The organism is Streptomyces sp. NPDC059816 (assembly GCF_042732055.1).
Classification (GTDB): domain Bacteria; phylum Actinomycetota; class Actinomycetes; order Streptomycetales; family Streptomycetaceae; genus Streptomyces.
Genome location: NZ_JBHWIQ010000001.1, coordinates 520,781 through 546,644 on the forward strand (window position 1 = coordinate 520,781; position 25,864 = coordinate 546,644).

Genomic DNA, 25,864 nt, shown 5'->3' on the forward strand with positions numbered 1-25,864 from the left:
GCTCAGACCCTCGCGGCCAGCAGGTCCACCGCGCGCTCGCGTTCCCTCATCCGGGCCAACGGTCCTTCCGCGTCGACCAGTTCCCGGAAGGGGCCCCGCTGGACGACCCGGCCGGCGTCCAGCACGACCACCTCGTCCACCGCGTCCAACCCGGCCAGCCGATGGGTGATCAGCAGGGTCGTGCTCCCCGCGGTGGCCGCCAGGAGGTCCGAGGTCAGTGCGTCGGCCGTCGCCAGGTCGAGGTGCTCGGCGGGCTCGTCCAGCACCAGTACCGGGAAGTCCGCGAGCAGCGCCCGGGCGAGGACGAGCCGCTGCCGCTGGCCGCCGGACAGCCGCGCGCCGTGCTCACCCACGAGGGTGTCCAGACCGTTCGGCAGCGAGTCGACCCAGTCGAGCATGCGCACCCGGCCCAGTACCTCCCGCAGCCGGGCCTCTCCCGCCCCGCGGCGGGCCAGCAACAGGTTCTCCCGTACCGAGCTGTCGAAGAGGTGCGCGTCCTGCGCGCAGAGCCCCACGAACCGTCGCACGGTGTCCCCGTCCAGCGCACCGGCGTCCACCCCGCCGAGGGTGTACGTCCCCACCCCCGGCACCGGGTCCAGGAACCGTGCGAGCACCTGCGCGAGGGTCGTCTTCCCCGAGCCGGAGACCCCGACGACGGCGACCCGGCGTCCTTCGGTGAGCACCAGGTCGACCCCGTCGAGCGCATCGTCCGACTGGCCCTCGTACCGGGCGCGGACCCCGTCCAGCCGCAGGGGGAAGGGGGAGTCGGGTGCGGCCTCCGGCACGGCGGGTTCCCGTACCGGCACCGGAGCGTCCAGCACCTCATGGACCCGCTCGGCGCTCTTGCGCACCCGCTGGCGGTACTGGACGGCCAGCGGCAGGCCCATGACCGCCTCGAAGGCGGCCAGCGGAGTGAGCACCACCACGGCGGTGGCGACCCCGCTCAGGCGTCCGTCGGCGACGCCCTGCACGGCGACCCACGCGGTCGCGGTGACGGTGACCCCGGTGATCAGTGTGGTCAGTCCGTCTCCGAGCGCGGTCGCCTTCGCCGCGCGGGAGGCGATCCGGGTCAGTACCGAGTCGGCCTGCTTCGCCCGGTCGGTGCGGTCGCCCAGGGCGCCCGCGACGGTCAGTTCGGCGGTTCCGGTGAGCAGATCGGCGACCCGGGTGGCGAGCGCACCGCGCGCCGGGGCGAGTCGTCGTTCGGCCCGCCTGGCGACGGCGCCCGACAGCAGGGGCACTCCCGCCCCCGCGGCGAGCAGCCCCACCGCGAGCACGGCGCCCGCCTCGGGCAGCATCCAGGCGGTGAAGCCGACGGCCCCCAGCGACACGACGAGGGCGGCGGCGGCCGGGAGCAGCCAGCGCAACCAGTAGTCCTGGAGTGCGTCCACGTCCGCGACGAGCCGGGAGAGCAGGTCACCGCGGCGGGTCTTGCGCAACCCTGCCGGTGCCAGCCGTTCCAGGCGCCGGTAGACCGCCACCCGGGTGTCGGCCAGCATCCGCAACACCGCTTCGTGCGAGACGAGCCGTTCGGCGTAGCGGAAGCAGGCCCGTCCGATGCCGAAGGTGCGGGTCGCGGTGACGGCGGTCATCAGGTAGAGCACGGGCGGTTGTTCGGAGGCGCGGGAGATCAGGTACCCGGACGTCGCCATCAGTCCGACGGCACTGCCCAGGGCGAGGCTCCCGAAGAGCAGCGCGAGGGCGAGCCGTCCCCGTCGCGGCCCGGCCATGTCCCGTACCCGGGCGAGCACGGCCCTCGTACCCGACGCGCCGGCGGTCTTCCCGTGGCCGGCCCCGCGTTCCCGGGCGTCGACGCGTCCCGTGTCCCCGGGCACCGCACCGCCCTGCGCCGGGACCAGCGGCTCCTGACGGTCCCGCGCCGGCTGGAACAGTTCGTCGCCGAAGGCGGTCCCGCCGTCGGTGAGATCGGCGAGCAGGTCCACTCCGGTGGGACGTTGCCGGGCCCCGTGGTCGGCGGCGATGCCCGCGCCGGTGGACGAGGTGTCCTGGCCGTCCGCAGCCGACTGCGCAAGGTGTGCGGGGGCGTCCTGCTCGGGCAGCGGAAGGGTCACTACGCGGTCCGCGACGGCGAGCAGGGCGGGGCGGTGCACCACCAGCAGGACGGTGCGGCCCACCGACAGGCGTCGTACCGCGTCGACGATCCCGGCTTCGGTCTCCCCGTCCAGCGCGGCCGTCGGCTCGTCGAGGAGTAGTACGGGGCGGTCGGCGAGGAACGCCCGGGCCAGGGCGAGTCGTTGTCGCTGGCCGGCGGAGAGTCCTGCTCCGTCCTCGCCCAGCGGGGTGTCCACCCCTGCGGGCAGCGCGTCCACGAACTCCAGGGCCCCGGCGTCCCGCAGGGCGGCGCGTAGCGCGGTGTCGTCCGCTTCGGGGCGGGCGAGGCGCACGTTCTCGGCGAGGGAGCCGGCGAACAGGTGGGGGCGCTGCGGCACCCAGGCGACCTGTCGGTGCCAGGAGTCCCGGTCGACGCCGGCGAGGTCGGCGCCCCCGACGAGCACCCGACCGTCCCGGGGCCGTACGAAACCGAGCGCAGCGGCGACCAGCGTCGACTTCCCGGCGCCGCTGGGCCCGACCAGGGCCACCGTCTCGCCGGGCGCCACGGCGAAGGACACCCGGGACACCGCGTCCACCGATCGCTCCGGATGGCGCACGGTCACCGCGTCGAAGCGGAGTTCCAGCCCTTCGGACGCGACGGGGACCGCACCGGTTCCGGCCGCGCGCACCTCGGTCTCCAGGACCTCGAAGACCTCTTCGGCGGCGGCCAGCCCTTCCGCGGCGGCGTGGTACTGGGCTCCCACCTGGCGAACCGGCAGATACGCCTCGGGCGCCAGGATCAGGATGACCAGACCGGTGTAGAGGTCGAGACCGCCGTGCACCAGACGCATGCCGATGGTGACGGCGACCAGGGCGACGGACAGGGTCGCCAGCAGTTCCAGGGCGAACGAGGACAGGAACGCGATCCTTAGGGTCCGCATGGTGGCCAGGCGGTAGTCGCCCGTGATCGTGCGGATCGACTCGGCCTGGGCCTTGGCCCGGCCGAACACCTTGAGGGTGGGCAGCCCGGCGACGACGTCGAGGAAGTGCCCGGACAGCCGGGAGAGCATCCGCCACTGGCGGTCCATGCGCGCCTGGGTCGCCCAGCCGATGAGGATCATGAAGATCGGGATGAGCGGCAGGGTGCCCGCGATGATGGCGGCCGAGACCCAGTCCTCGGTGACGATCCGGACCAGCACCGCGACCGGAACGACGACCGCGAGACCCAACTGCGGCAGATAGCGGGAGAAGTAGTCGTCCAGGGCGTCGATGCCCCGGGTGGCGAGGGCGACCAGCGAGCCCGTGCGCTGTCCGCTCAGCCAGCCCGGCCCCAGGGCGCCCGCCCGCTCCAACAGACGCCCGCGCAGTTCCGACTTCACCGCTGCACTGGCCCGGTGGGCGGCGAGTTCGGTGAGCCAGGAGACGACGGACCTGCCCGCGGTCACGGCCAGCAACAGGAGCAGCGGAGTGGAGAGTTCCCCCACGGACAGCCCGTGTTGGAAGGCACCGACCACGGCCTCCGCGATCAGCATGGCCTGAGCGATGACCAGCCCCGCCCCGATCAGGCCCAGGACCACCACAGCAACGAGGAAGCCTCGAGTGGCGCGGGTGTATCGGAGCAGTCGCGGGTCGATCGGTTTCACGTGAAACACACCCTCGGGGGTCGGTTCAGGGGTGTTTCACGTGAAACACACCCGGGGAAGCGCGGTGGGGCGGGACTCGGGTGCGGGTCCCGCCCCGGGACATCAGTGCACGGGGTCCGCGATGTGCTGCGTACCGATCCGCTTGCGGAACACCCAGTACGTCCAGCCCTGGTAGAGGAGCACCACCGGGGTCGCGATCCCCGCACACCAGGTCATGATCTTGAGGGTGTAGGGCGTCGACGAGGCATTGGTGACCGTGAGGTTCCAGGCCGGGTCGAGCGAGGACGGCATGACGTTCGGGAAGAGCGTCAGGAAGAGCATCGACACGGCGGCGATGATCGTGATGCCGGAGAAGGCGAACGACCATCCCTCCCGTCCGGCCAGGTTGGCGCCGAGGGCGGCGACCAGCGCGGCGACGGCCACGATCATGGCGACCAGACTGCCGCCGTCACCCTTGTCGAGCTGGGTCCAGATCAGGAACCCCAGGGCGAGCACCGCCGTCAACAGACCGACCTGGGTGGCCAGCTTGCGCGCCCGGACCCGGATGTCGCCCACGGTCTTCAGCGCGACGAACACGGCTCCGTGGAAGGTGAAGAGGGTCAGGGTGACCAGGCCCCCCAGCAGCGCGTAGCCGTTGAGCAGGTCGAGGACGTTGCCCACGTACTCCTTGTTCTGGTCGATCTTCACGCCCCGCACGATGTTGGCGAAGGCGACTCCCCAGAGGAACGCGGGGAGCAGGGAGCACCAGAAGATCGCGTTCTCCCAGTTGCGCTGCCAGTTCTCCTCGGGTCGCTTGGCGCGGTACTCGAAGGCGACTCCCCGCACGATCAGACACACGAGGATCAGCAGCAGGGGGAGGTAGAACCCGGAGAAGAGGGTGGCGTACCACTCGGGGAAGGCGGCGAAGGTGGCACCGCCCGCACTGAGCAGCCACACCTCGTTGCCGTCCCAGACCGGGCCGATCGTATTGATCAGGACCCGCTTCTCGGGTCGGTTGCGGGCGAGCAGCTTGGTCAGGACACCGACACCGAAGTCGAAGCCCTCCAGGAAGAAGTAGCCGATCCACAGGACCGCGATGAGGACGAACCAGACATCGTGGAGTTGCACGATTCAGCTCCTTTCCGTGAGTAGGCCGTCAGTAGGAGAAGGCCATCGGCCGGTCGGGGTCGCGGTCATTGCCGCCGATCTTGGTCGGCGGATTGAGGTCGGCCTCGGTCAGTTCGGGCGGGCCGGCCTTGATGTACTTGGCGAGCAGCTTGACCTCGATGACGGCGAGGACGGCGTACAGCAGGGTGAAGACGACCATCGAGGTGATCACCTCGCCCTGGCTGACACCGGGGGAGACCGCGTCGCGGGTCTGGAGCACGCCGTACACCACCCAGGGCTGACGGCCCATCTCGGTGAAGATCCAGCCCCAGGAGTTGGCGATCAGCGGGAAGGCCAGGGTCCAGGCGGCCAACAGCCAGTACCCACGGGCCCACTTCGCATGGAGCGCCTTGTTCCGGAAGAGCACGAGATTCGGCATCTCGTCCTCGCCGACCCTCATGTGCGGGGGCAGCAGGAACTTCTTCCGGGTCAGCCACAGTCCGAGCAGGCCGATGCCGAAGGAGGCCATGCCGAAGCCGATCATCCAGCGGAACGACCAGAAGGCGACGGGGATGTTGGGCCGGTAGTCGCCGGGTCCGTACTTCTGCTGCTCGGCGGCGTTGACGTCGTTGATGCCGGGCACGAAGTGGTCGAAGTCGTCCTCGGCGAGGAAGGACAGTATCCCGGGGATCTCGATGGCGACGGTGTTGTGGCCCTTGTCCACGTCCCCGTAGGCGAAGAGGGAGAAGGGTGCCGCCTTCTGGCCGTCCCAGAGGGCTTCGGCCGCGGCCATCTTCATCGGCTGCTGGTCGAACATCACCTTGGCGAGCCGGTCACCGCTCAGCGCGGTGAGCATTCCGGCGATGGCGACCGTGACCAGCCCGAGCCGCAGCGAGACCTTCATCACGGGGATGTGCTTCTTGCGGACCAGGTGGATCGCCGACACGCCGACCATGAACGCGCCACCGGTGAGGAAGGCCGCCGTCAGGGTGTGGGCGACCTGGGTGAGGGTGGTGTTCTGGCTCAGGACCGCCCAGAAGTCGGTGAGCTCGGCCCGCCCGGCGACCTCGTTGATCCGGTAGCCGACCGGGTGCTGCATCCAGGAGTTCGCAGCGAGGATGAAGTAGGCGGACAGGATGGTGCCGATCGCCACCATCCAGATGGTCGCGAGGTGCAGCTTCTTCGGCAGTTTGTCCCAGCCGAAGATCCACAGCCCGATGAACGTCGACTCGAAGAAGAAGGCGATGAGCGCCTCGAACGCGAGTGGCGCCCCGAAGATGTCACCGACGAAGCGGGAGTAGTCAGACCAGTTCATCCCGAACTGGAACTCCTGCACGATGCCGGTCACGACACCCATGGCAATGTTGATCAGGAAGAGCTTGCCCCAGAACTTGGTCGCCCGGAGGTACTTCTCCTTCCCCGTACGCACCCACGCCGTCTGCAGTCCGGCGGTCAGGGCCGCCAGGGAGATCGTCAGAGGGACGAACAGAAAGTGGTAGACGGTTGTGATGCCGAACTGCCATCGCGACAGGGTTTCCGGCGCTAGAGCGAGGTCCACGTCTCCTTCTCCTTACGTGCCGTGTTCACAGCGGCAGTTTTGCCCCTTTGATCTCCGGCATAACGGGACCATTCAGGCGCGCTTGTGAACGCGTTCACATTCACAAGCATTATGTCCTACACATCTCCGCCCCTTGCACCCGGGGGCCCCCTTACGGGAGGGAATGACCACCAGGTACCCCATTGAACCCAGGGGCAGACAGCAGAAGACCCCCGGAACCGAAGGTCTCGGTGCCCGGGGGCCTTCCATGCCAGGAGCCCCGTACGGCTACATGGCGGTGATCACAGCTCCTTGCGGAACGCCTCGGCGGCATGCAGGAAGAGGTCGTTCGCCTCGGTCTCACCGATGGAGACCCGCACGCCCTCCCCCGCGAACGGCCGGACGACCACCCCTGCGCGCTCACATGCCGCGGCGAAGTCACCCGTACGGTCTCCGAGCCGCAACCAGACGAAGTTCGCCTGGGACTCCGGCACCGTCCACCCCTGCTCGCCCAACGCGGCCTGCACCCGGGTCCGCTCGGCCACCAGCGAACCCACCCGGCCCAGCAACTCGTCCTCCGCGCGCAGGGAGGCCACCGCGGCGTCCTGCGCGAGCTGACTCACCCCGAAGGGGACCGCCGTCTTGCGCAGGGCCGCGGCGACCGGCTCGTGGGCCACCGCGAACCCGACCCGCAGGCCCGCCAGTCCGTACGCCTTGGAGAAGGTCCGCAGCACGCACACATTGGGGCGGTCCCGGTAGAGCTGGACGCCGTCCGGCACCTGAGGGTCGCGGATGAACTCCCGGTACGCCTCGTCCAGCACCACCAGCACGTCGTCGGGCACCCGGTCGAGGAAACGCTCCAGCTCGGCCCGCCGCACCACCGTCCCCGTGGGGTTGTTGGGGTTGCAGACGAAGATCAGCCGGGTCCGCTCGGTGATCGCCGCGGCCATCGCGTCCAAGTCGTGCACCTCCCCCGAGGTCAGCGGCACCCGCACCGAGGTCGCCCCGCTGATCTGCGTGATGATCGGGTACGCCTCGAAGGACCGCCAGGCGTAGATCACCTCGTCGCCCGGCCCCGCCGTCGCCTGGAGCAGCTGCTGGGCGACCCCGACCGAACCGGTGCCGGTCGCCAGGTGGCCCACCGGGACGCCGAACCGGTCGGCCAGCTCGGCCATGAGCTCCGTACACGCCATGTCCGGGTACCGGTTGAACGTTCCGGCCGCCGCGACCACCCGCTCCATCACGCCCGGGAGCGGGGGGTACGGGTTCTCGTTCGACGACAGCTTGTAGGCCACCGGGCCGCCGGCCGCCGCGGGCTTGCCGGGCGTGTAGGCGGGGACCCCCGCCAGCTCGGCCCGAAGCCTGGGACTCTGCACGCTCACCACGCAACTCCTCGCGACTCGACCAGCACCGTAATGCTTCACACCCTAAGAGGATTCCCGCCCCAGACAACCCCCGAGGAACCCGACGGTGGGGGAGTCACCCGCCGTCGAACCGGGGACGCCCCCGCTCCTCCACCCCGATCAGCACCGGGACGGCGCGCGCTGGAAAAGCTCGCGCCCCTGGCTTGCGCCGTGGCGCGCATCCCTCGTCAAGGTGAGTTGAGACCTCTTCGAGACATGACTCCCCGCCGAGGCCCAGCCCCCTCCACGGTCCTGGATTCCCTGGCTGATCCCTCAACATCCTTGCGTTTAAACCCTTTTAGCCCCTCATTGCCATGCAGAAACGTGCCTGTCAACGGGTGGATCCCCGTCCGCCCCACCCCACCGTCTGAGCCCTACTATCGGCACGCCATGACAGCAGCAGGGAAGCACCAGGTGAGCCGGGCGGACACCCCCCGCCGAGGCGGCCGGCCGGGCCGAGCGGGCATCAGAGACGTGGCCGCCGCCGCCGGTGTCTCCATCACGACCGTCTCGGACGCGCTCAACGGCAAGGGGCGGTTACCGGACGCGACCCGGCGCCACGTACGCGAAGTCGCCGACCGTCTCGGCTACCGCCCCTCGGCCGCCGCCCGAACCCTCCGTACCGGCAAGTCCGGCCTCATCGGACTGACCGTGACCACCTACGGGGATGAACCTTTCACCTTCACGGAGTTCGCCTACTTCGCCGAGATGGCGAGAGCCGCCACCTCCGCCGCACTGGCCAGGGGGTACGCCCTCGTCATCCTTCCGGCGACCTCCCGCCGCAGTCCCGTCGACGTGTGGTCGAACGTCGCGCTCGACGGAACCGTGGTGATCGATCCCTCCGACAAGGACCCGGTCGTCACCGAACTGGTCCGCCAGGGCCTGCCCGTCGTCTCGGACGGCCGACCTGCCGGTTCGCTCCCGGTCACCGCCTGGGTGGACAACGACCACGAGGCCGCCGTGCTCGGCATCCTCGACCACCTGGCGGAAGCCGGCGCGCGCCGGATCGGGCTCCTCACCGGCACCACCACCGACACCTACACCCACCTGTCGACGACGGCGTACCTGCACTGGTGCGAGCGCGTGGGGCAGGACCCCGTCTACGAGGCGTACCCGGCGCACGACCCCTGCGCGGGTGCCGTGGCCGCCGACCGCCTCCTGGCCCGACCCGACCGTCCCGACGCGGTCTACGGCCTCTTCGACCCCAACGGGACGGACCTGCTGGCCGCCGCCCGCAGGTACGGACTGCGCGTACCGGACGACCTGCTCCTCGTCTGCTGTAGCGAATCGACCGTCTACGCGACCACGGAACCGCCGATCACCACGCTCTCGCTCAAACCGCGGCGGATCGGCACGGCCGTCGTGCAACTCCTGATCGACGCGATCGAGGGAGTCGAGTCCGACCATCCGATGGAGCAGGTCATACCCACGGAACTGATCGTCCGCACCTCCTCCGAACGGCGTCATCCGCGCACCACCGTCAGCCCTCCCCGCTCGCCGCGCACCGGCTAGCCGAGGGCGAACGGACATCCGGTCGCCGCCCAATTCGGGAGAAATGCGCGGTGAACCGGGCCGCTGTTCCGATTCACCACCCCTGGGTCATCACACAGCGCGATCCGCATTCCTATGATGGGCGGACGACACCGCGGGCCGCTGCGACCAGGCAGTCCGATCCGGTGCAGTTGCGGCGCGAGGTGGTGGAGGGGTCGATGACTCAGGGGGCAGGTCAGGGACCCGTCGTGCGAACGCCGACGGTACGTGACTTCCGGGTGCCGGCCTATGTGCACGAGGCCGGTCCCGTCCATCCCGACCGGCCCGATCCACGGCCCGATCCACGGGTCGGTCCGCATCCGGGCAGCGTCGGTCCGCACCCGGGCACCACGGCGGACCCGGGCGCCGCTGGGGCGCGCCCACCGCAGCCCACGGCACCTCCGGACGGCGCGCCGTACCAGGCGGCGAGCGCCCCCGCCCAGCCCGAACCCGGTGAGCACCCGGCGCCCGGTGAACGGCACGCGCCGGTCGCCGCGTACCCCGCCGCGCCCGGCCGCACCCCGCCCTACGAGGGCGGCGAGGAGCCCGAGGGCTACACCCCGACCCAGCGCGACCTCCCGGTGATCAAGCGGGGCGATGCCCTCCCGACACCGGACGGGTCCCCCGCCCCGGCCCCCGCGCCCCCCACCCCGGACGGGCCCGGCCCGCTGTACGTGGTGGGCGACGTGCACGGCTACCTGGACGAACTGGTCGCCGCGCTGCACGAGCAGGGCCTGATCGACACCGAAGGCAACTGGTCCGCGGGCACCACCCGGCTCTGGTTCCTCGGCGACTTCACCGACCGCGGCCCCGACGGCATCGGCGTGATCGACCTGGTCATGAAGCTGTCCGCCGAGGCCGCCGCCGCCGGGGGCTACTGCAAGGCCCTCATGGGCAACCACGAACTGCTCCTCATCGGCGCCCGCCGCTTCGCCGACACACCGGTCAACTCCGGTGCGGGCACCGCCACCTTCCAAGCGGCCTGGCTGCTCAACGGCGGCCAGAAGGCCGACATGGACCGCCTCCAGGACCACCACCTCCAGTGGATGTCCCGGCTCGACGCCATGGTGGAGGAGGACGGCCACCTGCTCCTGCACTCGGACACCACCGCCTACCTCGACTACGGCGACTCCATCGAGGCCGTGAACGACACGGTGCGGGAAACCCTGACGCGCAACGACGCCGACGAGTGCTGGGACCTGTTCCGGAAGTTCACCAAGCGCTTCGCCTTCCGCGACGAAGGCGGACCGCAAGCCGCCCGGGAACTCCTCTCCGCCTACGGCGGCTCCCGCGTCGTGCACGGCCACAGCCCCATCCCCTACCTGCTCGGGGAGGTCGGCTCCGAGGACGACGACGACAGCCGCGGCCCGGTGGTGCACGGACCGCACGTCTACGCCGACGGACTCGCGATCGCCATGGACGGCGGCGTGACCATGGCGGGAAAGCTGCTGGTCCAGCAACTCCCCCTGCACGACTGAACGTTCCGCGGGCGATCGCGGAAACGGAGGATCTTGCGGCACCGGGGCACCATTTTCGGAAATCCCCTGTCACCGTGCGCCGTGCCGGCCCTACCATGGCCCATCCGTAGCAGGCTCCCCTCCGTTTCTGCCCGACGGCTCTCAACCATGTGAGCCGCACTCCCTACGGAGCATCGGGGGATGCAGATGAACAGCGTTCCGCGGCAGTTGTCGAGCGAGGACCGCACCGAGTACGAGCGGATCCTCGACGAGGCGCTGCGCACCACCGCGCACCATCCCGAACTGGGGCCCGTCAGCCACCGGTTGAACACCGAACAGCTGCGCAGCAGGGCCCTCGAAGCCCGGGCCCTGATCACTGCCGCGGCCACCACCGAGTACGACGCCTACGTCACGGTCCGCACCGAGGCACGTGCCACCGCCCCGCGCACCACGGGCGACGGCGCACCTGAGCCCACGGGCGCCGGCGTCCTGGCCGTCCTCGCGGTGCTCGCCCCGGTGCTCGCCGGGTCCGCCGCAGTGATCTTCCTGCTCGTCGGCTACGCCCTACGGGCGCTCAGCCCCGGGCTGGCGATCGGCCGGACCCTGCTCGCCACGGGCTGGGTCTTCGGCGCGATCACCGCCGCCGCGATCCTCGTCGCCGCGGCCGGACTGCTGTTCGCCGCACTGCGCAACAACGCGACGGCGCTGCGGGCCGCCCCGCGGCGCGAGATCGACGAACGGGTCGAACTGGCCCGCGCGGCGTGGCGCGACGCCCTGGTGGAGCACGGCATCGTGCCCTTCCTCCGCAACGCCCTGGCGAACGCCCCAAAACCCGACGCCGGGGCTGCCGGGACCGGCGGGACGTACGGCCCGGCAACCCCGGCGGGTGCCGGCACCTCCGGTCGGATGCCGCACCTCGGCTACCACCGGCCGGGGTTCAGCAGCCCCGACCGGGGCGCGACGGGGCCGCGCCCCAGCTATTCGAGCCCGGACTTCAGCAGCCCGGACTTCGGCGGGCCCGAACACCCGCCGGAATAGCCCGGCGCACGCGGGGACGCGTCCGGCGGGTCCGCGCGGATCGCCCGCGCAGACCCACCGCACGTCGGCCCGGCCTCGCCCGCTACGCCAACGGGAGGTAGACCCGGTTGCCCGAGGCCGCGAACTCCTTGGACTTCTGGAGCATCCCCTCGGCGACCTCCTGAGCTGAGGCGTTCTCGGCGGCGTCGCCGCCGAACCGCTCGTTGATGCTCTGGCTGATCTTCATCGAGCAGAACTTAGGCCCGCACATGGAACAGAAGTGCGCCGTCTTCGCGGGTTCCGCGGGCAGGGTCTCGTCATGGAAGGACCGTGCCGTGTCGGGGTCGAGGGCCAGGTTGAACTGGTCCTCCCAGCGGAACTCGAAGCGGGCGTCGGAGAGCGCGTCGTCCCACTCCTGGGCACCGGGATGCCCCTTGGCCAGGTCCGCGGCATGGGCGGCGATCTTGTACGTGATGACCCCGGTCTTCACGTCGTCACGGTTGGGCAGGCCCAGGTGCTCCTTGGGCGTGACGTAACAGAGCATCGCGGTGCCCCACCAGGCGATCATGGCGGCGCCGATCCCGGAGGTGATGTGGTCGTAGGCGGGCGCGATGTCGGTGGTCAGGGGGCCCAGGGTGTAGAACGGGGCCTCCTCGCAGATCTCCTGCTGGAGGTCGATGTTCTCCTTGATCTTGTGCATCGGCACGTGTCCGGGGCCCTCGATCATGGTCTGGACGTCGAATCCCTTGGCGATCCGGTTCAGTTCACCGAGGGTGCGCAACTCCGCGAACTGCGCCTCGTCGTTGGCGTCCGCGATGGAACCGGGGCGCAGCCCGTCGCCCAGGGAGTACGTGACGTCGTAGGCGGCGAGGATCTCGCACAGTTCCTCGAAGTTCTCGTACAGGAAGGACTCCTTGTGGTGCGCCAGGCACCACGCGGCCATGATCGACCCGCCACGCGACACGATGCCGGTCTTGCGGCGCGCCGTGAGCGGTACGTACGGCAGCCGGACGCCCGCGTGGACGGTCATGTAGTCCACGCCCTGCTCGGCCTGCTCGATGACCGTGTCCTTGTAGATCTCCCAGGTCAGTTCCTCCGCCCGGCCGTCCACCTTCTCCAACGCCTGGTAGAGCGGCACCGTTCCGATCGGCACGGGGGAGTTGCGCAGCACCCACTCCCGGGTGGTGTGGATGTTGCGGCCGGTGGACAGGTCCATGACGGTGTCGGCGCCCCAGCGGGTGGCCCAGGTCATCTTGTCCACCTCCTCCTCGATGGAGGAGGTGACGGCGGAGTTGCCGATGTTGGCGTTGACCTTCACCAGGAACCGCTTGCCGATGATCATCGGCTCGATCTCCGGGTGGTTCACGTTCGCGGGCAGCACCGCCCGGCCGGCGGCGATCTCGGCCCGTACGACCTCGGGTTCGACGTTCTCGCGGAGCGCCACGAACTCCATCTCGGGCGTGACCTCGCCGCGGCGCGCGTAGGCGAGCTGGGTGACGTGCTTCCCGTCGCGGCCCCGTCGGGGCTGGCGGGGGCGCCCCGGGAACACCGCGTCGAGGTTGCGCAGCCCCCCGCGCGGCGAGGTGTGCTTGAGCCCGTCGTCCTCGGGGCGGACCGGGCGTCCCGCGTACTCCTCGGTGTCGCCGCGCGCAACGATCCAGTTCTCCCGCAGCGGCGCCAAGCCGCGGCGGACGTCGGTGTCGGCGTGCGGATCGGTGTACGGGCCGGAGGTGTCGTACAGGGTGACCGACCCGCCGTTGGTGAGGTGGACCTGACGGACCGGCACGCGCAGGTCGGGGCGGGGGCCCTCGACGTACGCCTTGTGCCAGCCGGCGGTCGGCCCGGGGTCCGCCGGCTCGCCGGTCTCCCCGGTGGGGACCCGCGCGTCGTCCGTGGACCCGGAGGGATCGGTGGGGTCGGTCGCGGTCACGGCAGGCGTGCGTGCGTCCTTGATGGTCATGAGACCTACTCCCTACGCCGGCATTACCCGGTAACAGGTTCAGCGGTCGACGCAGCGGTTCTCCGCCGGAGCACCCGTCCGCGTGAAGCGACGAGCAGGTCCGGGTACGGAGGTCAGCGCCCTCTCAGCCCGGTGCTCCGAGCTCCCGCGTGTGCAAAGGTGCCCCCACGCTAGCGTCATGTCTGGCGTGCTGAACAGTGGGCCCCGCCCGTTCTTGCGATGATCGGGCGGTGACCACCACGCCGCAGCCTCCCGTCCCGCCCGCCGGACAGCCCTGGTCGCCGTCCCCCGCGACGGCCCCGGAGTCGACCGCCCACGGCCACGGCCACGGTCCGGACGGCCACGGCAGCCAGGGGGGAGGCGGGGGAGGCCACGGGGGCCACGGGGGCCACGGGGGCCACGGGGGCCACGGGCATTCTCACTCCCACGGTCCGGCTGCGCCCGTCTCGGCGAGGTTGCGCCGGATCATCGCCGCCGTGCTCATCCCCTTCGCCACGGCCGTCGTCGTGGGGCTGGTCGTCCTGTGGCCGGGCGGCGCCCCCACCCACGAGCGCACGGGCGTCGGCTTCGACCGGCAGACCGAGCAGGCGACGGTCACCCGGGTCGACCGGGTCGACTGCAAGTCCGTCAACGCGGGCGCCGTCCCGCCGACCGGGGACACCTCGACCGCTGAGGGAAGTCAGGCGCAGCAGCGGTCGACCGGCGACTGCGGCAAGGCCACCGTCGAGGTCACCACGGGTCCGCACCAGGGACGGACGTTCACCGAGATCGTGCAGCCCGATGCCTCGCGGAAGCTGGAGCAGGGGCAGAAGGTGATCGTCGCCTACGCCCCCGACGCGCCGCGGGACCTCCAGTACTCGGTCGCGGACACCAACCGTCGCCTTCCGATGGTGTTGTTGGCCGGACTATTCGCGCTCGCCGTGGTCCTCGTCGGCCGGCTGCGCGGGCTGATGGCCCTGGTGGCCCTCGCGGTGAGCTTCCTGATCCTGACGTTCTTCATCTTGCCCGCGATCCTCCAGGGCTCAAATCCGCTGGTCGTCGCGGTGGTCGGGGCGAGCGCGATCATGCTGATCGCCTTGTACATGTGCCACGGGCTGTCCGCCCGCACCTCGGTGGCCGTGCTCGGCACGCTGGTGTCACTGCTGCTGATCGGGGTGTTGGGTTCCCTGTTCATCGGCTGGGCCTCGCTCACCGGGGACACCGACGACAACACCGGGCTGATCCACGGGCTGTACCCGGGGATCGACATGAGCGGTCTGTTGCTGGCCGGGGTGATCATCGGCTCGCTCGGCGTGCTGGACGACGTGACCGTCACCCAGACCTCGGCGGTCTGGGAGTTGCACCAGGCCGATCCGACGATGAGTCGCCGCGCGCTGTACCGCGCGGGCATCCGCATCGGGCGGGACCACATCGCCTCGGTGGTCAACACCCTGGTCCTGGCCTATGCGGGTGCGGCGCTGCCGTTGCTGCTGCTGTTCTCGATCGCGCAGAGTTCCGTGGGCACGGTGGCCAACAGCGAGTTGGTCGCCGAGGAGATCGTCCGGACGCTGGTCGGGTCGATCGGCCTGGTGGCGTCCGTACCGGTCACGACGGCGTTGGCCACGCTGGTGGTGGCCGCGGACCGCCCGGGAACGGGCGCCGCTCCCGCGCGTACCGTCCCGTCGCCCGGGGGCCGGGGCCGCCGTCGCAAGGCGCGTACGGGCGGCTGAACCGTCCGGGACGGGTGCGGGTGCTCACCGGGGGACACCCCCGGGGGATGGTTCGGCCGCCACGTTGACGGGACGTCAACCCGCGCTCTGTTCCTCCGCCAGGATGCGGTCGAGCGCCTGGTCCAACAGGGAGTCGAATCCGGCCATCGCCCGTTCCTGGCCCAGTGGAACGATCTTGTCCGTGCGGTCGAGGAAGGCGATCAGCGGCGCCACCCCCGCGCGGAAGACGGCCTGTTCGACACCCACCTGAAGCGTGATCAACACATCGCTGAGGATCTCCGGATCGTCCGGGGCGATGTGCACGTCCCCGTCCCCGCAGGGCTCGGCGACCCCGTCGACCAGCAGCTCTCGGCCGAACGTCCAGCTCACGGGCGCATCGCCGGGGAGGTGGAAGGTCAGCCGCACGGCATAGGGATCGGCACTGTCGTAACGCAACTCCACGGGAATGCGGAAGGTGAGTTCCTCGGACACGAGAAAGCTCATCATGACTTCTGCCTGTACCGACTCGCGCATTGGCTACCCCGTCGTGTGGCGTCGACTGGCCAGGAATCAGCCCCCTGACACTCATGGCATCTTGCTTAAAGTACACGACAGATCACAAGGAGTGAGTTTTCAGATGCTGATAGAGAAGCCGAGTGTCCCTAGTAGCTTTCCGACCTCGCGCTCCAACCGCGCCAACGTCGGCAGCAGTCGGTCCTCCTGGTGCGCGGGCAGCGAGAAGCCGATGGCCATGGCCGTGCTGCCGGCCATGAGGGGCATCGCCGCGCAGACCGTCCCGAGCGCGTACTCCTGGTGCTCCAGCACCGGCTGCATGCGGTCGACGGCCGCGAGCCGCCGCAGGAAGGTCTCCTCGTCCCGCACGGAGTACGGGGTCACGTACCGGACGGGGTGCCGGTGCAGGTGGTCGCGGCGGGCCTTCTCACCGAGCTGCGACAGCAGGCACTGACCCAGCGCGTGGGCGTGCCCGGTCTCGCGGAAGTCCACCCACTCCTCGATCGCGGGATGCGCGGGACTGTCGGCCACCGCGGCGAGTTCGATCTCGCCATCGCGGTACACCCCGAAGTACACGGGCACCCCGAGGACGTCACGGCAGTGCGCGAGCGCGTCATGCATCCTGCCCCGACGGTTCTGCTGGGCCGCGGCGCCGGCCAGCCTCTCGGCCGCCTCCGCCAGCAGGTACACCCCCCGCTCACGACGCACGTAGCCCTCGTGGACCAGGGTGCGCAGCAGGTGGTACGCGGTGGGGAGCGCCACCCGCGACTCGCGCGCCAGCTGCTTGGCGGGCGCGCCCCCGCGGTGCGAGGCGGCGGCCTCCAGCAGTCGCAGCGCGCGCTGCACGGAGCCGATCAGGGTCGGAGCGGGATCATCCGGGGCCAAGGCTCACTCCCGTGGCGAGTGGGTGTCCGCTTCGACTCTAGTCGTCCGATACGGACTATTTCCATACCCCGGACAATCTTCCCTCGGGAGGGGGACCCGGCCCCGTCCCCCCACCGCTCTGACGTGCTACCAGTCACCCCGTGACGAGGACGACGTCGTGAACTTCCGCACCACGTAGACGAGGCCGGCGACCAGCACCACGAACACGAGCACCTTGAAGAGCAGCTCCACCAGGAAGGAGAGCACCCCGACGATCAGTCCGCCGAACACGAACAGCGCGATGACCGGCACCGCGACCCACTTCACCCACCACGGCAAGCCCGAGAAGATCTCCCGCACGGTTCCTTCCTTCCGCTCCGCGCCCTCGTCGTCCGACGTCGGCGCACCCTTCGCGTACCCGGCCCGACCCCGCCCCGCGACGACGCGGTCCCGTTGCCGGGCCGTGGGGCGCGAGTGGTGCGAGTCTTCGATCCGTGCCTTCGATGCTAGGGCGCCGCGCGGTCGGGCGGGCGCCCGCGGCCCCTTGTCCTCCCCTGACCGCACCCTGAGGGAACCCCGAGGCCGGAACTCGGCCTTCCGGCGGGGAACCGGACGGGCCTCCTCAGCCCTCCGGAGGAGAGAACACCACGAGCACCCGCAGGTCCTCGGTGATGTGGTGGAACTTGTGCGCGACCCCGGCCGGGACGTACACGACGCTGCCCCGGGCCACCGTCGTCGTCTCCATGCCCACGGTGATCGACGCGCGTCCGCTCACCACGAAGTACACCTCGTCCTGGCCGTGCGGCTGCTGCGGATCGGATGCCCCCGCGTCCAGCGCGTAGAGGCCGACCGACATGTTCCGCTCCCGCAGGAACTGTAGGTACGCGCCGTCGTTGGCGGCCCGCTCGATCTCCAGCTCGTCCAGCCGGAATGCCTTCATCAGCCCTTGCCCATCTCCGTCAGCACCCATCCGTGCACGTGTTCCCCGGCCCTCGGGGTCCATGGTGGTCCCGGTGGACGGACACCGTCCGCCCGGGTCACCCGGTTGGACGCATCTGCCACGATCAGACACATGATGAATTTCCTAGTCAAGACGCTCGCGAACGCCGGCGCCCTGGCCGTGGCGATCTGGCTGCTCGACAAGATCACCCTCACCGGGGACGGCACGGGTGCCAAGGCGCTCACCCTGGTCGTCGTCGCGCTGATCTTCGGCGTGGTCAACATCGTCGTCAAGCCGGTCGTCAATATCCTCACCATCCCGTTGTTCATCCTGACGCTGGGCCTGATCACCCTCGTCGTGAACGCCCTGATGCTGCTGCTGACCTCGTGGGTCGCCGACAAGCTCGACGTCGGCTTCCACGTCGAGGGCTTCTGGACCGCGGTCCTCGGCGCCCTGATCATCTCCGTCGTCTCCTGGGCGCTGAACGTCGCGCTGCCCGACGGCGACTGATCCGCACGGTGCCGGGTCCGCACCGGGTCGCCCCCCGTCCGGGCGACCCCGCCCCAGCCGCCGCTCCGGCCGTGACCGACCCTGGTGACGGAGACCCCGCCGGGTCCGCAGCACGCGCCCGGCGGGCATCCGGGCGGCGGGCACCGGCCCGCCCGCCCCGGCACGGGCGGTGCCCCGCGGGGACCGCCCGGGAAGGCGGAGGGTCAAGGCGATGACGGCGGACGGTACGCAGAGCGGTCCGGCGGGGAGCCCGGTGCCGGGTCCTGTCGGGGACGGTACCCGGGCGGTACGGGCCGGGCTGCCCGAACCCGTGAAGCACGAGCCCGCGCTGCCCGGCCCGGTGTTCGCCGCGCACTTCCACCTCCCCGGGGAGGCAACGGGGCCCTACCGGTACGCGCGGGACGAGAACCCCACCTGGACGCTGTTGGAACGGGCCGTCGGTGAGCTGGAGGCCCCGGACGGGCCCCGGACGGTCGAGACGCTGGTCTTCGCCTCCGGGATGGCGGCGATCTCAGCCGTGCTCTTCTCCCAGCTCCGCGCGGGTGACGCCGTCGTCCTCCCCGCCGACGGCTACCAGGTCCTCCCCCTGGTCGGGGAACAGCTCACCGCGTACGGGATCGAGGTCCGTACCGCGCCCACCGCCGGGGACGCCCAACTCGACGTCCTGGACGGAGCCCGGCTGCTCTGGATCGAGACCCCGTCCAACCCCGGGCTCGACGTCTGCGACCTACGCCGCCTCATCGACGCCGCCCGTGCGCGGGGCACCCTGGTCGCCGTCGACAACACGCTGGCGACCCCCCTGGGGCAACGCCCGCTGGAGCTCGGGGCCGACTTCTCGGTGGCCAGCGCCACCAAGCAGCTCACCGGGCACGGCGACCTGCTCCTCGGGTACGTCAGCTGCCGCGACGCCGGGGCCGCCGCGGCCGTACGACGCTGGCGCAAGATCGTCGGCGCCATTCCGGGCCCCATGGAGGCATGGCTCGCGCACCGCTCCCTGGCCACGCTCCAGGTCCGCGTCGACCGCCAGAACGCCAATGCGCTCGCCGTCGCCGAAGCGCTGCGCGAGCGGTCGGACGTGTCCGGGCTGCGCTATCCGGGGCTCCCCGACGACCCCGCGCACCCCGTCGCCGTGCGCCAGATGCAGCGTTTCGGCTGCGTGGTGTCCTTCACCCTGCCGTCCCGGGCCCGTGCCGAACGGTTCCTGGACGCACTGACCCTGGTCGATGACGCCACGAGCTTCGGCGGGGTCCGCTCCACCGCGGAACGTCGCCGTCGTTGGGGTGGCGATCCCGTACCGGAGGGGTTCATCCGACTCTCGGCCGGCATCGAGGACGTGGACGACCTGGTCCGGGACGTTCTCCAGGCACTCGACCGGGCGGTCTGAACCGGGGCGGACGGGCGGGCGGCCCGAAGGGCCGGAGCGGAGCGGAGTCGAGCGGTTTCCGGCCCGCCTGTCCAAAGGGCGATGTTTCACGTGGAACCAACCGGGCCACATTTCTCCCATGACGGTCCGTCCCGTGGTCAAACGCACCGCCCGCGCCATCCTCCTGGACGGCGACGAACTGATCCTCATCAAGCGGACCAAGCCCGGCGTCGATCCGTACTGGGTCACCCCGGGCGGTGGCGTGGAGGCCGACGACGCCACGGTCATCGAAGCCCTGCACCGCGAGGTGTACGAGGAACTCGGCGCGAAGATCACCGATGTCGTGCCCTGTTTCGTGGACACCGTCGAACACATAGGCGAGGACGGCGGCGCGACGGGGGTGAAGGTCCAGCACTTCTTCGTCTGCCGGATGGCCTCCATGAACGTGTCCCTGCGCCATGGCCCGGAAGTCGACGCGCCCAGTGGCGAGTACGAGATCGTCCGGGTGCCGTTCACCCGGGTCGGCATCGCCTCGGTCCATCTGGTGCCGCTGTCCCTCCGCCACTACCTCGACGGGAACATCGAAGGCGTACGCGCCATGCACGCACCCGATCTGGGCTGAGGGTGCCCCTCCGCACCCCGCCGCCGCCCGATCAGGTGCCGGCCGCCACCAGTCCCTCCACGTAGTCGTGACGGATGCGGTTGACGGACACTCCGCTGGACCGGAGCGCCTGCACCCCGCTGCGGATCATCCCCGGCGGCCCGGACAGATAGGCGTCGTACTCGTACCAGGGCCCGAACTCCCGTACCGCGTCCGGCAGCTGCACCCGTGCCTGTGCGTCGATCACCGGCCGGACCGAGAGCCAGGGATGGGCCTGCTGGAGCCGGAGCATCGTGTCGATGTCGTACAGGTCGTGATCGGTGCGGGCACCGTAGAACACCTCGACCGACCGGCGGTCCCCGTGCTCGGCGACGTCCTCCACCAAGGCCTTGATCGGGGCGATCCCGGTCCCGCCGCCGAGGCAGAGCAGACCGCTGCTCGTGGTGTGGTCGACCGTCATCGACCCCGAGGCCGGACCGAGCCGCAGCACGTCCCCGGGACGGGCGTGACGCACCAGCGCCTGGGAGACCCAACCGGCCGGAACGGCCTTCACATGGAAGGAGAGGAGCCCGTCCGACCGGGGCGCGGAGGCGAACGAGTAGTGGCGCCAGACCCGCGGCCACCACGGTGTCTCCAGGCTCGCGTACTGCCCCGCCAGGAAGGCGTACGGCTGGTCGGGACGGACGGTGAGCACCGCGATGTCGGGGGTCCGCAGTTCGTGCGAGACCACCTCCGCGTGCCAGGCGGCGGGCGCGCGGACCTCGTCCTCGGCCGCCGCATCGATCATGACCTGCGAGATCGTCGTGTAGGTCCTGACCCAGGCCGCCTCGCACTCCGCGTCCCACGAGCCCGTCGCATAGCGGGAGAGTGCGCCCAACAACGCCTCGCCCACCGCAGGATAGTGCTCGGCCCGCGTCCCGTACTTGCGGTGGCCGCGCCCGAGGTTCTTCAGGTACTCCCCCAGGACCACGGGGTCGTCGATGTGGTCCGCGGCGAACAGCAGTGCCTTGAGCAGCCTGTCCCGCTGGAGGTCCATCGCCGCGGGGAACAGCGAGCGCAGATCCGGATGCCGAACGAACAACAGCGCGTAGAAGTACGAGGTGACCTTGTCGCCGATGGGTTCGATCTCCTCCAGGGTGCGGCGTACGCGCAGGGCGTCGGGGGACGGTGTCGATCCGTCAGACCCCCTCGCCCTGCCGGGACGGACCCCGGAGTTCGCGTGGCCGACGACGGCCACCTGACCGTTTCCGCCCCGCTGCTGATGCGCGTCTTCCACCGTCGGCAGTATTCGCACGTCCTCGGGGGTGCTCGGGCCCTCCGGTGCGAGCGCTTGCGGAGCCGACACCGGTCCCGCGCTCGCCGCTCGGCCCACCGGACGGACCACGGCGGTGCGCGGACGCTCCGCCGAGAGGTTCGCCGTGGGGTTCGCCGAGGGGTTCGCCTCCCCAGCCACAGGCTCCGGAGCGGTCCCGGCGGTGAACCAACCGCCGTTCTCCTCTGCCTCGTCGGCGGTTTCGGTGGTGCCCTTGGCCGACGTGGTGGTCGGAGCGTCCATTCTCTGCCTCGCCTCAAGCATCTTTCGGTCGATCCGCTTGCTTCCCTGATCGGAAGCCGCTGATTCCCCCGCATTGCGCCCATCGGTCCATGCAGCGCCCATTGAACCGCGAATCCCTTCTAGCGGGGACAAGATGGACAAAGATGTGACATTGCCCGCAGTCGTTACAAAGTAGCTTCCCATCAGAGTCCCCGGTCCGGGGCACAAAGCGCGAAGTGCGATACGCCGATCTCCCCATCCAGCTACGCTGCCCCGTCACACGGTTCTCATGGCCCAACGCGCTGCGATCTGACGATCACTTACCGGAGCCGACCCTACCCATGAGGGATACGCACAAGCACTCGACCCACCCGGCACTCCACCCCTCAGCGCGGCGGTGAACCACTCAACGCCCCTACGGGGTCCCGCCCTACGCCGAGCCGCGTAGCCGAAGCTACTCCCCCCGTCAGACGACGGCCGCCCGACATCCCGGCACGGTGTTTCACGTGAAACTAAGCCGTCGGGCCCGCCGGGCCACCCTCGTGACACACCTCGCCTTCTCCGCTGGCTGGCTGGGGCTCTCCCTAGCGCTCCTGGCGCTGGCCGTCACCGCAGCGACCACCCGTCAACCGGAAACCGTGGCGACCTCCTACCGGTCCATGAGGGTCTTCACGGACTGGCTGATCCTGCCGCTCTCCCTCACCACCCTCGCCACCGGTCTGGTGCTCTCGCTGGGCACTCCCTGGGGGCTGCTGCGCCACCGCTGGGTCGTCACCAAGTTCTGCCTCACGTTGGCCGCCACCACCGCGTCGATCTTCGCCTTCCGCCCCGAGGTCAGCGCCGCCGCAGCCCGGGTGACGTCAGGTCAGCCGGTCGAGAGCACGATCGACCTCGTCCTTCCGCCAGCCGTCTCGCTCACCACATACGTCTTCATCACGGCCGTCTCGGTCCTCAAACCCTGGGGACTCACCCGTCGTGGCCGAAACATCCGGGCGAGTGCTGGCAAAGCGGTGGACGCCAAGGGGGTCCGTCAGACAGCCTGACCAGCGTGTCGACACCTTCACTCTCCCTCTCCGCACTCCCCATCCGCCGGCTCACCCCGCGGGACACCATGCTCTGCGCCGACCTGTCCCACGACCGTGGTTGGCCACGGGAAGAGCACAAGTGGGGCCTCCTCCTCGCCGCGGGCACCGCGTACGGCATGGACGCACCCGACGGCAACGGGCTCCTCAGCGCCTGCGTGGTGACGTCGTACGGCCCTCCCGGAAACCCCGACCTCCAGGCGGTCGGCATGGTCCTGGTCGCCGCCCGCTACGCCCGCCGGGGGGTCGGGCGACACCTGATGCGACACGTCCTCGCGGAGGCCGGCTCGACGCCCCTCACCCTGCACGCGACCGCGAACGGCCGCCCCCTGTACGAAGAGTTGGGGTTCAAGACGGTCGGTGGCGTGGAATCCCTCCAGGGCACCTTCACCCCCGGGGGCCCACAACCGCGCATCGCCACCCGCCCGGCCACCGCCGAGGACCTGCCCACGATCCTGCATCTGGACGGTGCGGTCTTCGGCTCCGACCGCACGCACGTGATCACCCGACTGCCGGCCTTCGCGGACCGGCTCCGGGTGGCCGAGGAGCGCGGCCGGATCATCGGCTACGGCGGAATCTGGCCGAACACCGGTGCCGAGATGGTCGGCCCGCTGATCGCCCGTGACACCGAGACGGCCGTGGCACTCATCGCCTCACTCGCCGCGGGGGCCACCCGACCGGTGCGCGTCGACGTCGACGCCCGCCACGAGGGCGTACTGTCCTGGCTCCGGGACCGCGGCCTCAGCCCGTCCTTCCACAATGACGTGATGACCTACGGAACCACGGACCTGCCGGGCGACTGGACCCGCCGGTTCGCCCCGCTGACGGTGGCCGCGGGCTGACGTCACCGCGGGACCTAGGGTGTTCGGCATGGAAGACCTCGACATACGACCGGCGACGGACGAAGACATCCAGGCCATCGTGGACATGCTCGCCGACGATCCACTCGGCACCCGACGGGAGTCGCCGGACGACCTCGCCCCCTACCGCGCGGCCTTCCGGCGGCTCGCCGACGACCCCCACCAACACCTCGTCGTCGCCGTCCGACAGGACCGGGTCGTCGGCACGCTGCAACTCACCGTCATCCCCGGACTGTCGCGCAGGGGTGCCGTCCGGTCGGTCATCGAGGGCGTCCGGGTCCACGCCGACGAGCGCGGTAGCGGTCTGGGCAGCCGGCTCATCGAGTGGGCCGTGGAGGAATCCCGACGCCAGAGCTGTCAGTTGGTGCAGCTCACGTCCGACGCCACCCGCACCGATGCCCACCGCTTCTACGAGCGCCTGGGGTTCACGCCGTCCCACATCGGGTTCAAGCTGGCGCTCTGAGCACCGGTACCGGTCCGGAACGGAAATGCCGACGGCAGCCGCACCCTCACCCGCCCGGCGGGCCGGACGTCCGCGCGTCCCGGCCCGCCCCGCGGTGTCGCGCACTACTGGATGCCGCCCCGCCACCCCTCGGGGTGCACTCCACCGGGAACGGGCGCGCCCTGCTCGTACGGCTCCCGGGTGAAGACGAACGAACCCAGGTCGAGATGGCTCACCGAACCGTCCGGACGGCGCCCGACCCGCAGCGTCTCCCCCGCGTAGTACCCCTCAAGACCCAGCCAGGTGCCGTCCGGGCAGGCCCGGAACCGGGAGCCCCGTCCCCAGGCGTTCAGCGGCCCCAGGACCACCCCACCGTCCCCGGTGAGCTGGAGCGCGTGCGGGGCGGCGCCCCAGTACCAGGGCCCGGTGAGGTCCAGGGCCGCCCGGTCCACCTCGGGCAACGGTCGCCACGGCCCCGGGATGCGGGGCTCGCCCTCCGCCACGATGCGCACCAGATCGGCAGCGACCCCCACCACCGGGGGGCCCGAGGTGCAGTTGGCCAGCACCACGGCCGTCACGTCGTCCTCGGCGCTGAAGAACAGCGCGGCCAGGAACCCGGGCAGCGAACCCGAGTGACCCACCAGCGTGCGCCCACCCACCCGCAGCACCTGGGTCCCGAGTCCGTACGAGATCCCCGACGCCAGGTCCGCGGTGGCCGGGGGAGCGGCCGGAGTACCCATCTCCCGTACCGACCGGGCGCTCAGCACCCGCTCGTCACCCCGGGCGAGGAAGACGCCGAACCGGATCAGGTCCGCCGTCGTCGACCACAGCTGCCCCGCCGGGGCCATCAGCCCCAGTTCCTCCACGGGTTCGGGCAGCAGCACATCGGCCCACGGGTGCACGGCCCACGCGTCGGCGTGCGGGGCCTGCGGCCGGGCGCCCGTCCGACGTAGACCCAGCGGCTCCAGCACCTCCCGGCGCAGCACCTCCTCCCACGGGGCGTCCCGCAGCTTCTCCACGACGGCGCCCAGCAGGGTGTACCCGGGGTTCGAGTAGTGGTGGACCCTCCCCTTCGGATGGCGGAACGGTCGCTCGCCCAGGACGTCCGCCAGCTCCGGGCGCAACGATCCGGGGGTCCGCTCCCACCAGGGTTCCGGGGTCTCCGCGGCGAGCCCGCCGGTGTGCGCCAGCAGTTCGGCGAGCGTGACCTCGCCGGCCGCGGTCCCCGGAAGGTGCTTCTCCAGGGGGTCACCGAGGTCCAGCAGCCCTTCGTCCCTCAACCGCAGCACCAGCACCGCGGTGAACGTCTTGGTGATCGACCCGATCCGGTACTGGGTGTCCAGGGCGGACCAGGATCCGCCCGCCGAGGTCCGCGCCCCGCTCCAGACGGTCTCCCCGCCCCGCCCGACCGCGGCGACCACCGAGGGGGCCCGTCCTTCGGACTGGGCCACGGCGAGTCGGTGCAGCAACGCGCGGCGGGTGGCGGGGAGGAGTTCTTCAGTGGAAGTTGTCATTGCCCCAGTCCATCTACAACACCGGGCCTAGTCGAGCTCATTTCCCCGAGCCGCCCGTGGCGATCTGTGCGGGGGTGTTCGGCGGGGTCGTTCGGGGGTGTTCGGGGGTGTTCGGTGGGGGTTACTTGGGGTCGTTGTTGTACTTGGCGGTGGCCCAGAGGTAGCCGAGGGTCGTGAGGGCGAGGGACCAGGCGAGGGTGAGCCATCCGTTGTGGCCGATTTCGGTGCCGAGGAGGAGTCCGCGGAGGGTTTCGATGGCGGGGGTGAA

21 protein-coding genes, 1 pseudogene and 1 riboswitch are annotated in these 25,864 nt (G+C 70.7%); of the genes and pseudogenes, 10 read left to right on the forward strand and 12 right to left on the reverse strand.

Going from position 1 to position 25,864, the window contains the following annotated elements; genetic code table 11:
- Positions 1–2: 2 nt before the first annotated feature.
- The 4 genes from cydD to hisC all read right to left on the reverse strand — a co-directional run bounded on the left by cydD (position 3) and on the right by hisC (position 7,700).
- Positions 3–3,704 carry a thiol reductant ABC exporter subunit CydD gene (cydD, locus tag ACFV88_RS02500; RefSeq protein ID WP_385485104.1) on the reverse strand — a complete coding sequence of 1,234 codons (3,702 nt, stop codon included), beginning with the start codon at positions 3,702–3,704 and terminating at the stop codon, positions 3–5.
- Positions 3,705–3,797: 93 nt separating this feature from the next.
- Positions 3,798–4,802 carry a cytochrome d ubiquinol oxidase subunit II gene (cydB, locus tag ACFV88_RS02505; RefSeq protein WP_385485106.1) on the reverse strand — a complete coding sequence of 335 codons (1,005 nt, stop codon included), beginning with the start codon at positions 4,800–4,802 and terminating at the stop codon, positions 3,798–3,800.
- A 28-nt stretch (positions 4,803–4,830) separates the two neighbouring features.
- The gene (locus ACFV88_RS02510; protein WP_385485108.1) at positions 4,831–6,339 is read right to left on the reverse strand and encodes a cytochrome ubiquinol oxidase subunit I; all 1,509 of its coding nucleotides are present in this window, start codon (positions 6,337–6,339) and stop codon (positions 4,831–4,833) included.
- A 281-nt stretch (positions 6,340–6,620) separates the two neighbouring features.
- Complete coding sequence (gene hisC / locus ACFV88_RS02515) at positions 6,621–7,700, reverse strand: histidinol-phosphate transaminase (protein WP_385485110.1); 1,080 nt, start codon at positions 7,698–7,700, stop codon at positions 6,621–6,623.
- Between the two features lie 411 nt (positions 7,701–8,111).
- Here hisC and ACFV88_RS02520 point away from each other — a divergent pair, with 411 nt between their 5' ends.
- From ACFV88_RS02520 to ACFV88_RS02530, 3 genes are all read left to right on the forward strand, one after another.
- Positions 8,112–9,233: a LacI family DNA-binding transcriptional regulator gene (locus ACFV88_RS02520; RefSeq protein WP_385485112.1), complete on the forward strand. Its 1,122-nt coding sequence runs from the start codon at positions 8,112–8,114 to the stop codon at positions 9,231–9,233.
- A 182-nt stretch (positions 9,234–9,415) separates the two neighbouring features.
- Positions 9,416–10,729 (forward strand): metallophosphoesterase, encoded by a 1,314-nt coding sequence (locus ACFV88_RS02525; protein ID WP_385485197.1) that lies wholly within the window; start codon positions 9,416–9,418, stop codon positions 10,727–10,729.
- Positions 10,730–10,909: 180 nt separating this feature from the next.
- A complete protein-coding gene (locus ACFV88_RS02530) occupies positions 10,910–11,746 on the forward strand; it encodes a hypothetical protein (RefSeq protein ID WP_385485114.1) in 837 nt (278 codons plus the stop codon).
- A gap of 82 nt (positions 11,747–11,828) precedes the next feature.
- Here ACFV88_RS02530 and thiC read toward each other — a convergent pair whose 3' ends face one another.
- Positions 11,829–13,685, reverse strand: a complete 1,857-nt coding sequence (gene thiC / locus ACFV88_RS02535) for a phosphomethylpyrimidine synthase ThiC (protein ID WP_385485116.1) — start codon at positions 13,683–13,685, stop codon at positions 11,829–11,831.
- Positions 13,678–13,844, reverse strand: a riboswitch (TPP riboswitch). Its footprint overlaps the gene before it by 8 nt.
- A gap of 71 nt (positions 13,845–13,915) precedes the next feature.
- Between thiC and ACFV88_RS02540 the strand changes: the two genes are divergently transcribed.
- A complete protein-coding gene (locus tag ACFV88_RS02540; RefSeq protein WP_385485118.1) occupies positions 13,916–15,394 on the forward strand; it encodes a YibE/F family protein in 1,479 nt (492 codons plus the stop codon).
- Positions 15,395–15,469: 75 nt separating this feature from the next.
- Here the strand turns inward: ACFV88_RS02540 and ACFV88_RS02545 are convergent, their stop codons facing one another.
- From ACFV88_RS02545 to ACFV88_RS02560, 4 genes are all read right to left on the reverse strand, one after another.
- Positions 15,470–15,907 (reverse strand): SsgA family sporulation/cell division regulator, encoded by a 438-nt coding sequence (locus tag ACFV88_RS02545; protein ID WP_385485120.1) that lies wholly within the window; start codon positions 15,905–15,907, stop codon positions 15,470–15,472.
- A 99-nt stretch (positions 15,908–16,006) separates the two neighbouring features.
- Positions 16,007–16,771 (reverse strand): IclR family transcriptional regulator, encoded by a 765-nt coding sequence (locus ACFV88_RS02550; protein ID WP_385485122.1) that lies wholly within the window; start codon positions 16,769–16,771, stop codon positions 16,007–16,009.
- Between the two features lie 126 nt (positions 16,772–16,897).
- Positions 16,898–17,110 (reverse strand): DUF5326 family protein, encoded by a 213-nt coding sequence (locus ACFV88_RS02555; RefSeq protein WP_385485124.1) that lies wholly within the window; start codon positions 17,108–17,110, stop codon positions 16,898–16,900.
- Between the two features lie 262 nt (positions 17,111–17,372).
- Positions 17,373–17,690 (reverse strand): cupin domain-containing protein, encoded by a 318-nt coding sequence (locus tag ACFV88_RS02560; RefSeq protein WP_385485126.1) that lies wholly within the window; start codon positions 17,688–17,690, stop codon positions 17,373–17,375.
- A gap of 132 nt (positions 17,691–17,822) precedes the next feature.
- Here ACFV88_RS02560 and ACFV88_RS02565 point away from each other — a divergent pair, with 132 nt between their 5' ends.
- The 3 genes from ACFV88_RS02565 (at position 17,823) to ACFV88_RS02575 (ending at position 20,185) form a co-directional block, all read left to right on the forward strand.
- Positions 17,823–18,200, forward strand: a complete 378-nt coding sequence (locus tag ACFV88_RS02565; protein WP_385485127.1) for a phage holin family protein — start codon at positions 17,823–17,825, stop codon at positions 18,198–18,200.
- 211 nt (positions 18,201–18,411) lie between these two features.
- Complete coding sequence (locus ACFV88_RS02570) at positions 18,412–19,584, forward strand: cystathionine gamma-lyase (RefSeq protein ID WP_385485129.1); 1,173 nt, start codon at positions 18,412–18,414, stop codon at positions 19,582–19,584.
- A 118-nt stretch (positions 19,585–19,702) separates the two neighbouring features.
- Positions 19,703–20,185: an NUDIX domain-containing protein gene (locus tag ACFV88_RS02575; protein ID WP_385485131.1), complete on the forward strand. Its 483-nt coding sequence runs from the start codon at positions 19,703–19,705 to the stop codon at positions 20,183–20,185.
- A 31-nt stretch (positions 20,186–20,216) separates the two neighbouring features.
- Here ACFV88_RS02575 and ACFV88_RS02580 read toward each other — a convergent pair whose 3' ends face one another.
- Positions 20,217–21,719, reverse strand: a complete 1,503-nt coding sequence (locus ACFV88_RS02580; RefSeq protein WP_385485132.1) for a globin domain-containing protein — start codon at positions 21,717–21,719, stop codon at positions 20,217–20,219.
- Positions 21,720–22,204: 485 nt separating this feature from the next.
- Between ACFV88_RS02580 and ACFV88_RS02585 the strand changes: the two genes are divergently transcribed.
- Genes ACFV88_RS02585 through ACFV88_RS02595 form a run of 3 tightly spaced genes read left to right on the forward strand, consistent with a single transcriptional unit; the run spans position 22,205 to position 24,103 of the window.
- On the forward strand, positions 22,205–22,741 hold the full coding sequence (locus tag ACFV88_RS02585) for a DUF2269 domain-containing protein (RefSeq protein ID WP_385485134.1): 537 nt from the start codon (positions 22,205–22,207) through the stop codon (positions 22,739–22,741).
- 5 nt (positions 22,742–22,746) lie between these two features.
- Positions 22,747–23,622, forward strand: coding sequence for a GNAT family N-acetyltransferase (locus tag ACFV88_RS02590; RefSeq protein WP_385485136.1), 876 nt, complete (start codon positions 22,747–22,749; stop codon positions 23,620–23,622).
- A 28-nt stretch (positions 23,623–23,650) separates the two neighbouring features.
- The gene (locus ACFV88_RS02595; RefSeq protein WP_385485138.1) at positions 23,651–24,103 is read left to right on the forward strand and encodes a GNAT family N-acetyltransferase; all 453 of its coding nucleotides are present in this window, start codon (positions 23,651–23,653) and stop codon (positions 24,101–24,103) included.
- Between the two features lie 104 nt (positions 24,104–24,207).
- On the opposite strand, the gene ACFV88_RS02600 is transcribed toward ACFV88_RS02595, so the two are convergent.
- Positions 24,208–25,596 (reverse strand): serine hydrolase domain-containing protein, encoded by a 1,389-nt coding sequence (locus ACFV88_RS02600; protein WP_385485140.1) that lies wholly within the window; start codon positions 25,594–25,596, stop codon positions 24,208–24,210.
- A 121-nt stretch (positions 25,597–25,717) separates the two neighbouring features.
- A pseudogene (locus tag ACFV88_RS02605) lies at positions 25,718–25,864 on the reverse strand (ABC transporter permease); the annotation flags it as partial.